The organism is Nitrosomonas sp., assembly GCF_019752095.1.
Lineage (GTDB): Bacteria > Pseudomonadota > Gammaproteobacteria > Burkholderiales > Nitrosomonadaceae > Nitrosomonas.
In genome coordinates this window covers 18,713-30,539 of record NZ_JAIEMO010000011.1, presented here as the reverse complement: position 1 = coordinate 30,539, position 11,827 = coordinate 18,713, and the positions used below count along the sequence as shown (strand labels likewise).

9 protein-coding genes are annotated in these 11,827 nt (G+C 46.5%); 4 read left to right on the top strand and 5 right to left on the bottom strand.

The annotated features are described in order from the left end of the window. Nucleotides 1–16: 16 nt before the first annotated feature. Nucleotides 17–283: a hypothetical protein gene (locus K2Q13_RS05105; RefSeq protein ID WP_292919639.1), complete on the bottom strand. Its 267-nt coding sequence runs from the start codon at nt 281–283 to the stop codon at nt 17–19. Between the two features lie 533 nt (nt 284–816). Here K2Q13_RS05105 and K2Q13_RS05100 point away from each other — a divergent pair. Genes K2Q13_RS05100 through K2Q13_RS05085 form a run of 4 tightly spaced genes read left to right on the top strand, consistent with a single transcriptional unit; the run spans nt 817 to nt 3,734 of the window. Next, nucleotides 817–1,758, top strand: a complete 942-nt coding sequence (locus K2Q13_RS05100) for a DnaJ C-terminal domain-containing protein (protein WP_292919637.1) — start codon at nt 817–819, stop codon at nt 1,756–1,758. Nucleotides 1,759–1,760: 2 nt separating this feature from the next. Next, the gene (locus K2Q13_RS05095; protein WP_292919635.1) at nt 1,761–2,078 is read left to right on the top strand and encodes a chaperone modulator CbpM; all 318 of its coding nucleotides are present in this window, start codon (nt 1,761–1,763) and stop codon (nt 2,076–2,078) included. 41 nt (nt 2,079–2,119) lie between these two features. After that, nucleotides 2,120–2,551 carry a thioredoxin TrxC gene (gene trxC, locus K2Q13_RS05090; RefSeq protein WP_292919633.1) on the top strand — a complete coding sequence of 144 codons (432 nt, stop codon included), beginning with the start codon at nt 2,120–2,122 and terminating at the stop codon, nt 2,549–2,551. A gap of 34 nt (nt 2,552–2,585) precedes the next feature. Continuing rightward, nucleotides 2,586–3,734: a trypsin-like peptidase domain-containing protein gene (locus tag K2Q13_RS05085; RefSeq protein WP_292919631.1), complete on the top strand. Its 1,149-nt coding sequence runs from the start codon at nt 2,586–2,588 to the stop codon at nt 3,732–3,734. Nucleotides 3,735–3,820: 86 nt separating this feature from the next. Here the strand turns inward: K2Q13_RS05085 and K2Q13_RS05080 are convergent, their stop codons facing one another. From K2Q13_RS05080 to K2Q13_RS05065, 4 genes are all read right to left on the bottom strand, one after another. Next, nucleotides 3,821–7,654, bottom strand: a complete 3,834-nt coding sequence (locus tag K2Q13_RS05080; RefSeq protein WP_292919629.1) for a translocation/assembly module TamB domain-containing protein — start codon at nt 7,652–7,654, stop codon at nt 3,821–3,823. A 6-nt stretch (nt 7,655–7,660) separates the two neighbouring features. Beyond that, nucleotides 7,661–9,391 carry a BamA/TamA family outer membrane protein gene (locus K2Q13_RS05075; protein ID WP_292919627.1) on the bottom strand — a complete coding sequence of 577 codons (1,731 nt, stop codon included), beginning with the start codon at nt 9,389–9,391 and terminating at the stop codon, nt 7,661–7,663. A 273-nt stretch (nt 9,392–9,664) separates the two neighbouring features. After that, entirely contained in the window at nt 9,665–10,648 is a 984-nt protein-coding gene (locus K2Q13_RS05070; RefSeq protein ID WP_292919625.1) for an NAD-dependent epimerase/dehydratase family protein, read from the bottom strand. Further along, nucleotides 10,645–11,667, bottom strand: a complete 1,023-nt coding sequence (locus K2Q13_RS05065; protein ID WP_292919623.1) for a ketopantoate reductase C-terminal domain-containing protein — start codon at nt 11,665–11,667, stop codon at nt 10,645–10,647. The genes K2Q13_RS05070 and K2Q13_RS05065 overlap by 4 nt, the downstream gene beginning before the upstream one ends. Nucleotides 11,668–11,827: the final 160 nt, after the last annotated feature.

The window sequence follows — 11,827 nt, the reverse complement described above, 5'->3', positions numbered from 1 at the left end:
AAAAATACCCCAATATTCACAAAAAAATCAGAAATTGTAACGAATCTGAAAATTCGTTGAATTTTGCAAAGGTCTCTTGTCTATTATCTACCACCCTGAGATCATCGATCTGCACAAACAGATGATGATTATCTGCTTCACTACAGGTAACTAGGAAATGATCGACAGCATCAGCTGCGGTAAGGCTATTAATCAATTGATGGGACAAAACAACACCTGCCTGGCAGATCGCCACGACGATGCCTATGAGAACGGAAGCTTTTTTTAACGACTGTTTTTTCATGATAACAACCCCACTTTTGTTGTATGTTTAGTTTAAGCTGCATTGCTTAGTTCTTTGCTTTGCCGCCGTTAAAAGGAATAACTGTCAATCTTGGGTGACATCCCTCAAATTCTTTTCAGAATCGAGGTAACGCGATCATTCTTAGAATAAAAATAAAAACAGAATTAACCTAAGAAAACGCATTATCTTGATTTAAATCGCTGAGCTACAAGCCTTTGAATAAACCTATCGATTATGCACAATGCGCAAGTTTCATGGAATGTGGCAAATTGCCGCATCCGTCAAAATTTGATTGCTTATTGAACGCACATAATCAATTCGAAATGATCCTGCCATATAATTCTTTATTGATGCGACATTGATATTGGATTGAGCGATCAAATATATTGGTCATGCGACTTTTAAATCGTGCTATGTGTCGTCATGAAATAAAGTCAATGCAATAGATTTTCTCGCAACCAGAACTTCACTATTTAGCTCAAAGCAGCAATAATGTTCATGACGTAACAACGCATCGAACCAGGAGAATTAACTTGGAATTCAAGGATTATTATAAAACGCTTGGCATTTCGCGCGATGCGACGGCTGATGAAATCAAAAAAGCATTCCGCCGTTTGGCGCGCAAATATCACCCAGATGTTTCCAAAGAAACAGATGCCGAGCAAAAAATGAAAGAAATCAACGAGGCTAATGCCGTGTTGTCTGATCCGGAGAAACGTGCTGCTTACGATCAATTGGAACGGCAAGGATTTCAGGCTGGCAGCGACTTTCAACCGCCCCCCGGCTGGGACGCGGGTTTTGAATTCACGGGGCAAGGGTTTAGTGATGCGCAGACAGCCGATTTCAGTGATTTCTTTTCGCAGCTATTTAAAAATCAAATGGGTGCAGGTACCCGGCACGCGCGTCAAATGCGCGGTGAAGATCACCACGCCAAAATTATGCTCGACCTGGAAGACAGCTATCACGGCACAACGCGCAGTCTGACACTGCGCATGCCCAAACTGAACAACCAGGGACACACCATACTCGAGGAACATACACTGAATGTGCGTATTCCCAAAGGAGTGCATGCCGGACAAGTGATCCGTCTCGCCGGACAAGGCGGCCCCGGCCATGCTGGGAAATCCCCTGGAGATTTATTTCTGGAAGTTCATTTTAAACCACACCAACGTTACCGGATCGAGAACAAGGATATTTATGCCGCAATACCCGTCACCCCATGGGAAGCTGCGTTGGGTGCTACAGTTAAGATACCAGTCCCTGATGGTCTGGTCGATGTACGAGTACCGGAAAATTCTCAAACAGGCCGCAAACTGCGTTTGAAAGGTCGCGGTATTCCCGCGACAACGCCCGGTGACTTATATTTAGTGTTGGAAGTAGTGCTGCCATCCGCTGCGACAGAAAAAGCGCGTGAATTTTACCAAACCATGGCGCAGGAACTCGCGTTCAACCCGCGCCAAAATCTTGGAGTCTAGCTATGTCACAAGAAATCGATGCCATTTTACTCGAAGATGCCAGGCTCAGTTTGGATGAGCTGGCACGAAGCTGTCGGGTTAGCCGGGAATGGGTCATTGAACACGTTCAATGGGGCTTATTGCAAAATGAAAACCTCATTGAAGCGGATCCGAATGTATGGATATTTGATAGTCGCAGCTTCGTACGCATTAAAAGGATTGTTGCCATTGAACGCGATTTTGAATGCAATCCCGAATTGGCCGGCTTGGTTGCCGATCTGATCGAAGAAGTTGAACTGCTACGCACACGCCTGAAAGCATCTGGACTTAACGAAAGCTAGCAATTAATTTTATATTACCGAATTAGCGAGGAGAGCCACTCATGTCGTTACACATCGTGTGTCCACACTGCCATGCGACCAATCGCGTACCATCAGACCGTCTGACTGCAGCGCCAAAATGCGGAGTCTGTCATCAGGCATTGTTCACCGCACTCCCAGTTGAATTGACAGAAGATCACTTTGATCGGCATATTTCCAACAATGATATCCTGGTGCTGGTCGATTTCTGGGCGCCGTGGTGCGGCCCATGCCGCATGATGGCCCCGGCTTTTGCGAACGCGGCTGCTATGCTGGAACCAGGAATACGTCTAGCCAAAGTAAATACTGAAGAAGAACAAACTCTGGCTACTCGTTACCAGATTCGCAGCATTCCAACTTTGGCACTGTTCAAAGATGGCCGAGAAATTGCCCGACAATCCGGCGCAATGGGCGAACAGGATATAATACGCTGGGCAAAATCCACAATCCAATGACGTAAACAATAAAAAAATACAGGAGCAACCATTCATGCCCACGCTGCCCCGCTTTATCTGGATCTCATTCATCATCGTATTGCTGGTACTGTTTTTTCACAGCTTTCTGTACCACTATTTTCCAGATGCACTTCAGCCTGGTTATTTTTCCGCTGACAACAAACATCAAAGCGCTGAGCCACGGGTAGTCCAAGCACGCGGCAATCTGGCTGAAGACGAGAAAAGCACGATCGAGTTATTTGAAAACTCACGCGCATCAGTGGTATTTATCACTACCCGCCAACGTGTAATGGATGCCTGGACGCGCAATATCTTCTCGGTCCCTAGCGGAACTGGCTCAGGTTTTATTTGGGATGATCACGGCCACATTATTACTAATCTCCATGTAATCAAGGGTGCCAGCGAAGCCACCGTGCGTCTGGCCGATGGGCGCGATTACAAAGCCTCACTGGTAGGCGCAAGTCCGGCGCATGATATCGCAGTCTTGCGAATAGGTATCGGTTTCCAAAGATCGACCCCGGTTCCTTTGGGTACCAGCCACGACCTCAAAGTAGGACAAAAAGTGTTCGCAATCGGCAATCCTTTCGGTCTAGATTGGACCTTGACTACGGGTATTGTTTCGGCGTTGGACCGATCACTTCCTGGCGGTGACGGCCGCACTATCGACAATCTGATTCAGACTGACGCTGCCATCAATCCGGGCAATTCCGGCGGGCCTCTGCTGGACTCGGCAGGTCGACTGATTGGCATTAATACCGCCATCTACAGCCCCAGTGGCGCCAGCGCTGGGATTGGTTTTGCTGTACCGGTCGATACCGTCAACCGCGTAGTTCCGCAAATCATCAGTCGCGGCAAATATATTCGCCCGGCGATGGGCATTACGGTCGACAGCAAACTCAATGACCGCCTGACCCAGCATCTGAAACTAACCGGTGTTATCATCTTGAACATCAGCCCCGGATCCGCAGCAGAAACAGCCGGACTTCAGGGCGCAACGATCACGCCGGAAGGCAATATCATCGCGAACGATATTATTGTAGCCGTAGAGGACAAACCCATTGATTCAGTTGACAAATTACTTTCCCGTATTGATAACTATAAGGTCGGCGATACCATCAAGATCACAGTATTGCGAAAAAATGAAACCATCGAAGTACCCGTCACTCTGCAGCCAGGAGAATGATGAAAAATCAATGTTCATAACCTTGTGTCTGGAACAACCCTGAAGAGCGCGACGAAAATCATAAAGTTTAACAACGGACAATCAGCTCAATCAAACTGGATCGTATAAAACAGATCAATTGCGCTGTCCTCACCTGCTTGAGTGACTACAGTCACTTTGGGCATAAGATTATAGGTCAATTTTGTAATGCCCATTGTAGCTGCGGTCAATCCGCGTTCATAGCTCAGATACGCACGCGATGAAATGCGTTTCCCAACCACACCAATTTGTCCACTCAATGAACTGCCGACACCAGCCTGTCTAAACGAGATTTCATCAACACCCAAAGCAGTACTGATTTTTTCCGTAATGCCTCCCCCAGATTGACCGCCTAATACCGATTCGGCAGCTGCCAGCAAGACCGATGTATCCAAACCACCCGCATCCGGTTTTCTTCCCAGCACGATCCATGAAAGCTTCTCGGTATCGGGAACATCTGGAGTCGATATCAATTTCACGCGCGGATGACGCACTGAGCCCATAATTTCAACACCGGCTTCAACCGCCAAATCTTCCCGAACCGCCAGAATATTCAAACCCGGATCATCCAATGGGCCTTGAAAACTAACAATACCACGTTTTACCGAAAGATTCTGACCGTAAGCTTTGAACGAGGTATCTTGCGCCACAATGGTGCCGTTGAGCCTTAACTTATTGTTTTTATCACTCTGCATTTTCAATTGGCCTGTCAGGCGTCCTTCCAGACCGGCTACTCGGATATGAAATTTCTCACCTAAATTGAGGTTCATGTCTAACACTACCGGCAAGTTTTGCTTAGCTTGTTCTGGGGCATTCACAAAAACTATGTCTTCTGATAATTCCGGGCGGCCTTCCGGCGGTTGAAGCAACAATCCAGCATCGGCCCATAAATCTCCTTTCACACGCAAGCGATTGTGCTGAAACCTAGTTTCTCCAGAACCGGATGCGACTACCCAGTACTCTGTTTTATGCCCCAACGGTAATTGATTGATTGTAAAATTGATCTGACTTTCATTACCGACGAGCCCAATATTACCGGCAATTGTTAATGATCCCAGCATGTCATCCACGTCGAGATCATCAAATAAGCTCTTGTCCGGAGGAGCTTCATGAGGCGCAATAAAATGGAGCCGATCAATCTTTAAATCCGTCTGCTGAAATCTTGCCGCCAGCGTACCTTGCTGCAAATTGACTCCCTGATCCAGTAATGCCACGCTCAATTCTTTAGCGGATACTGTTCCACTGAAATCTGGCTGCTTCAGCGTACCTTGAATATCGGCATGAACCTGAATCTGCCCGTCTGTATTGATGTTATCGCCAATCATGACATCAAGCCACTTTAGGGTACTGACATCCACATCCACCTGACCGTGCAGTGCTGAATCACGGGAAATAGACCAATTGGAATCGGATGATTTAAGTGGTATTGTCAAATCAGCTGTGGCGGAACCGATAGATTGGCTGAAGAATTCGAATTCACTAATTAATTTTCCCTGTGCAGCCGTCGCCTTCAACTGCAGTTTTCCTAAACCTAATGGCTGCGGCACTTCGCCGGGAAAATACCAGTCACCTTGCTCCCGAAAGATTTTCAAGATGCCAGTTAATTGTGCAGCAGAAACAAAATTCCAGTGACCACCCAATTGCAAGTGAGGTTGATTGATAGCTTGCTGCGAACCAGGGAGTAAAGTAACACCGGAAAAGTCGCCCTGAGTCTTCCAGTTCTTCGGTGTCCAATGCAACTGATCAATGTTAATAAATCCACCCAACATGGAGAATCTAGCCTGATCTAAAGAAATCAATTGGGCACTGCCTGAGAATGTCGCAGGTGATAGCAAGTGTATCGGCATTTTACCGGCAGTCGAAAATTCAGTAAGCTGACCATCCCAGCGCAACGATTGCCGAGGCACTTTTGGATTCACTCCACCTGCAGCTGCTAGCCGGAAGGTAACATCCTCATTGATCTGTGCTTTAACCGATAAAATGTGGTCCGAAATTTTTCCCTGGGTATCGATCGTCAGATGTTTAATGGCAGCTTTTTCATCTGCCTCATAATGATCAACCGAAACTTTCAGTGAAATTGTATCCTTGTGTAAACGTGCATCAGCCGCAACGCCTGCAATGCTTTGATTTTCCTGCAAACGCAAATGCTTGCTGGCAAGCTTCAAAGCAAGATTAGGCGCTTCCAGGTTACCGCTAAAATTCACGCTTGTTTGTAAATCCCCCGCCAATCCGACTCCCAGTTGCGCCAAATCCGGCGCGGTGAGATTCAGGTGAAATACATCTCCCGTCTTGCCAATACCACCCTGTACCAGCAAATGATTAGATCCTACTTTTAACTCTGCTTTACCGTCAAATGCATCAAAACCGTTAAATACGATGTCACCAGAACCGCTTACTGGAGATTTCGCTAAGCGACTATTTTGGACCGTGTATTTTAATGCACCAGAGATTTGTGGCGACAATTTCCCCGATAATTGAAGGGTTGCATTTAGATTGGAATCCATCTTCTGAATAAAATCCGCACTATTAAAATTTGCCAGCTCACCTGACAGTTCAAACAATTGCTCATGACCCAGTGTAAGCTTCCCTTGTCCGGTTAATTGAGATTTGTTGCGTTGCAGATTAAATTGTTCAAGCGTGACATTCTCACCAGACCGCGCGATAGCAGCTGCTAAACTGACCGATTTATCCTTGAGATGAATACGCGCAGATTGTTTTTGTGCATTACCGGACAAGCCAATTTTGCCGGAAATTTGCGCCGCTTGCAGGCGGCTATCAATATGGTATGGATTTAACCGTTCGACGAACACATCGGCTGATACGAATTGTTCCTCCCAACGCCAAATTAAATCGCCGCGAAGAAATCCGTCATCATCGATTTGCGCGTGAATATCCTGCAATCTCAAGGATTCTGAAGTAATTGATGCTTGCGTACTGAACATGGTCAAAGGAAGACCGCCGGCATTGTATGTATCCGCCGCATGATTCTTGATCCGGACATTGCCCTCCAGTTGCCCGGAATCATTTTGCGTAAAATGCGCGGATAGTGAAAGATTGGCAATGGGTGCTGCAGGAATAAAACTGGCAGGATTCAGTTGTTCGATATTTGCATCCAGTTGTGTCACCGGATTGTCTGCAAAAGGACGCAAATGCATCTGCAAATCTCTTGTGATCTCCGACTGTACCGCATTGACTTGAATTTTCATGTGTTCCAGGCTGCCTACGATGACCATCTGGGTATCACCCCACGGATCAGCGCCCGACAAGCCGATTTGCGCTGACAAGTCAAACGGAGAATCGCCGTTAAATTCTGCCAATGCGTTGACAGAAACCCACGGAGTATGGAAATCGAGGCGCTTCAGTTGATGGGCATGACCATCACTTTCCAATGCCAATATAAGATTGGTTATGATGGGTTCGGCGTCTTCATTTTCTGCCATGGTTAGATGTATAGAATGGATCGTCAATGCACCAATCGACAACGCAAATGGAAGATCCAAACTTTCGGGTAATGTACTGGGCGAAGTATCTTTTTCAGCAGTCAATTGACGAATTTTTAATGCTCCTACTGCCAACTGATCAATCGTTATCTTCTTGTCAAATAATTCACTTGGGCTCCAAACGATACGGATATTTTGCACTTCCAGCTCAAATTCATCGGCAGCAAAATAGGCATTCTCAATCCGCATGTCATGTAGCACCCCTCGAACATCGGCAAAATGGATTGCACCGGAACTCAGCCGTTGAATGATGGAAAAAGTCCATTGCAGCCCGGCTTGGCTATTCACAAGCCAATATCCCGCAAGCAAAACAATTAGCATTACAGACATCGAACCTGTAAGCCATCTGAACCAATGCTGGCGATTATTCGGCATCTGATTGTCAACGGATGGATTGGTCATGTACGCTCAGAATGCCACAGCCATTGAGAAATGCACGCGCAGCGAACCGGTTTCATGCCCCCGGGCCAAATCAAGTGCAACTGGCCCCGCCGGACTACGCCAGCGGACACCAGCGCCATAGCCTAAAAAAGGGTGAATCTTTTGCCAACTATCCTCAGCACCACCGATGTCTGCAAAGGCGGCAGCGCCCCACTGCTGCGTTAACCAATGCGTATATTCAGCGGTACCTGTAACCATAACAAGACCGCCCACAACCGCATTGCCTTCTTGCACGCCTATACCTTTAAAATCATACCCGCGCAGCGATTGAATTCCACCGGCACGGAATAGATATTCCTGCGGAATGCCAAAGCGTGACGAGGCTAACGTGTAGCCAACTTCTGCGCGCAAAAAAAAGACATCCTTAGAACCAACGGGCCACCAAGTCTGATGTCGCGCATAGGTACGAAGAAAATCCTGATCTGACAAAAGCAGCTGACTACCGCCGCCGACACGCAGCTCTGTTACGTCACCACGCCGGACATTAACTGGATCATCTACAACCTGGCGTCTCCAGCGCCAATCGAGAACTAATGCTTCATTAATCTGGTTAATTGCACCGTCAGGCTTTTTGTTTTCATGATGCCAATTCAAACCAAAATGCATTTGAATTTTTTGTGTTTGGTAATTGCGCGTAACACCAATTTTTTCTTCAATAGTCTTCAGTCTCTCGATATCCGTCATTTGCAGACTGGCGCCCAACGAATAATTGACATGATTCTGATTAGGCAAAGTATCAATCCCGGCAAAAAAAGTTTGCCGCTTTTGTTCCAGGCGCAGCATACTGGCTAAATTCCAGGCGCGATCCATGAAATTGTGATTGCGGTAATTGATCTCGCCGCGTGCGCCATTATTCGAGCTGTAACCGACGCCAAAGGCAAAACGCTGCGATTGAGCTTCCGTCAACATAACCTGAACGGGTACGGATTGATGTTGCGCGACATCCGGCGTAACACTGACCGAAACAGAGCTAAATTGCGGCCCTTTCTGCAGCGTAATTTGATAAAGGTGCAATACATCTCGCCGATAAATATCGCCCGCTTTAAAAGGAGCAAGGTTAGTGATTAATGTGGAATCAAACTGCTCCAATCCAGTAATCTGTATTTCACCCAAGTAAAAAACAGGTCCGGAATCGATAATGACAGAAAGATCAGCACGCGCATTATCGGGGTCAACAATGGCCTGACTGCTCACAATATGCGCCGCAGCAAATTCTTCTTCTGTTACTTGCGATAACAAAGTCGCTTTTGCTTTCTCCCATTCGGAAGAACGGAAGGGCAAGCCTGCTTTTAATGGCCATGTGGCGCGAAGTTGCTCGATACGCTCCTGGTATTTTATTTCCTCGCGAGTAATTTCGCCTTGAAATGTAACCAAAACCTTACCAATACGCGTCAATACGCCAGGATTGATTTTGATTTGAGGTATAGCAACATTATCCTGAATTTGATGCAGCACTGAAATCGATGGAGAAAAATAGCCTTCGGTTGCCAACAAATCGCGGATTTCTTTTTGCGCACGGTACAAAAATATTTCTTCAGCAGCATCATCAGCAAAAGGTTCTGATGGAAACTTAAAATATTTAACAAGAAATTCTTTGACGCTATCAGGTGCCGACAAGATAATTACCGTCGAATTCTTTGTAGCACTCTGTGCTTCCTGCGCTGTAACGATGCCAGGATTAAGGTTAAGGAGTAACAAGATAAGTACCCAGATTCGGATATAAAAACGATCAGCGGAAAACTGAAAACTTGATTTGAAGATTTGATCAAATATTAGAAATTTCCTCAGCGCTATTAATCCTATTTGATTTATCACATGGTGTGGGCAAAGCTGGAAATTTGCCACAACTCTGTTGACCTGACAAAAAATCATGACACTTAATTGCGAGCATTTTAATTACTGACAACACATCAATTTTGAATTAATTCTAATCCGACTCCACAACACAGTCGGTACAATTTTCGTTGCTAGCTAAAGCCAACCCTGGGAACGATACCAAGTTATGGCATCATGAGCAGCCACATGTATAGGACGTGGCTGCAATCCGAGTTCATTCAGGCTGACAGAGGGATCAAAAAACATGCTGCGGCGAGTCAGCCGCACCCCGGTTAGCGTGGCTAACGGCATTTTACCACTGACATGGTCGGCCCATGTTTCACTGATACCTGCAGCAAACAGGGCAAGCAGATAAGGAATTCGCCAGCGCGGCAAAGGTTGACCCGTCTTCTTGCTTAGAATACGTAGCCAATCTGAAAGTAAAAGATTCTCTGCTCCCAGCAAATAACGAATTCCCGTTCTACCTTTTTCCATTGCCGCAATCATACCCGTCGCTACGTCTCTCGCATCAATGAGATTAAATTGACAATCCAAAAAGGCTGGCAGTTCTCCTCTGCAAAATGCTAGCGACAGTCTAGTTGGCGGCGTTTGCAGTCGATCTCCTGGCCCTACTGGTAAGGTGGGGCTGACCACGACAATAGGGGCGCCTTGTGACGCCATCTTAAAAACTTCTTCTTCCGCTAGAAACTTGCTAAGACAATACGGACCCAGCATATCGCTTGCCTTGAACCGAAGTGTTTCAACAGCACCTCCCTTAGGGTTACGGGATGTCAAAATGCTTTCGGTACTTGTATACAAGATTCGTTTGGCGCCGTTCTCAAGCGCAGCACGCATGACGTGAAGCGTACCAAGACGATTAATGCTATCGAATTCTCGCCGGTCACGGCGCCAGAGATTAGGATCTGCAGCCAAATGATAGACATACTCACAATCACGGGTAGCCTTCTTAACTGCGTGCTCGTCACGAATGTCGGCGCTGATCAACTCGATCTGGTTCAGTGGCAGATGCGCAACGCCAGCTCCCGGTCGTTCCAAGACACGAACTGACTGACCCACATCCAGCAATTGAGCGACTAAATGTGAGCCCAGAAAACCAGCGCCACCTGTGACTAAAATCAAGAGTGAATCCCTTTGGATAAATAGTCTGTCAAATGTTGCAAATGTTGATACTGTGGTTTCAGATCTTCAGTGGTGATCTTCATAATGAGTGCAAGCACGGCGCGATTCAAGGGGCATGGAAATTCTCCCGCAAGCCGAATCAGGTGACCAGTATACGCATCGATTTCAGTGCGCGCATGATGAACGTGCATATCCGGGGCCATAGAGCAGTAGGTACCGCGCAACGATGGGCGAAAAAATATAGCCATCACTGCCGGCAACCAAGGCGTGCGTAAAATTAAAGACACGGTATCTGGATGAAAAGGACCAATACGGGCAAGAGATATTTTGGCATTTTGAAGAATCGCATAATTCTCTTGCAGCAATGCAAAAAAAAGCAGTTTTGCCAATTTATCGGCCAGCAATTCTCCATTATCCACACCAGCCGCAGCAGCAAGTGGTGATATAGCGGCATTGTACATAAGCTTTGTTGCCTTATAAGGCCGGATATCCGCCACATATTCAACAGGAAATAACTTGGCTCTTCCCAGAGCCAGCACCAATGATATTATCTCAACATGCTCTTCATCTGTAATGGGGCGCCGCTTCCCAATGTGCAGACTGCCAGGCCGGGTGATTCGTGTCATCGGGCGATCACGCTGACATTCCGACACGAAAGAGGCAATACCTTCACATGCATGATTGCGTCGATCAAGTTCCGGGTCAAAACCATTTTGCACCGGAACCAGGAAAGCATCAGCCGATAAGCGAGCCAATATTTCTGGATTATCATAGGTTTTGGTACAAAGCAGAATGAATCCTTCCTCCGGCGGTATCCAATCATCAAATGAAACGAACGGAACGACTTGTGTCCCCAATGCAACCACCGTTACACCATGCTTTTTACCCTCAGCTACCTTACTGCGGTCACTGTCCACCAGAATCACGACATAACCTTGCTGCGCCAGCGCCCAGCCAAGTGCTGCACCAATACCCCCTATTCCCAGAATATGAATGGGTTTGTTGATTAAATTTTGCATCGGTCTTTATGTATCCATAAGATTGATAAATATAGCAAGAACATGAAGAATCCAGATGCTAATCTTTAAAGAGATTTGCATGCCGCTGCCAAGAAACTCTGATAGATGTCAGATAAATCCCAATGCAGATCACATTAAGATAAATAGTAATCTAAAAACC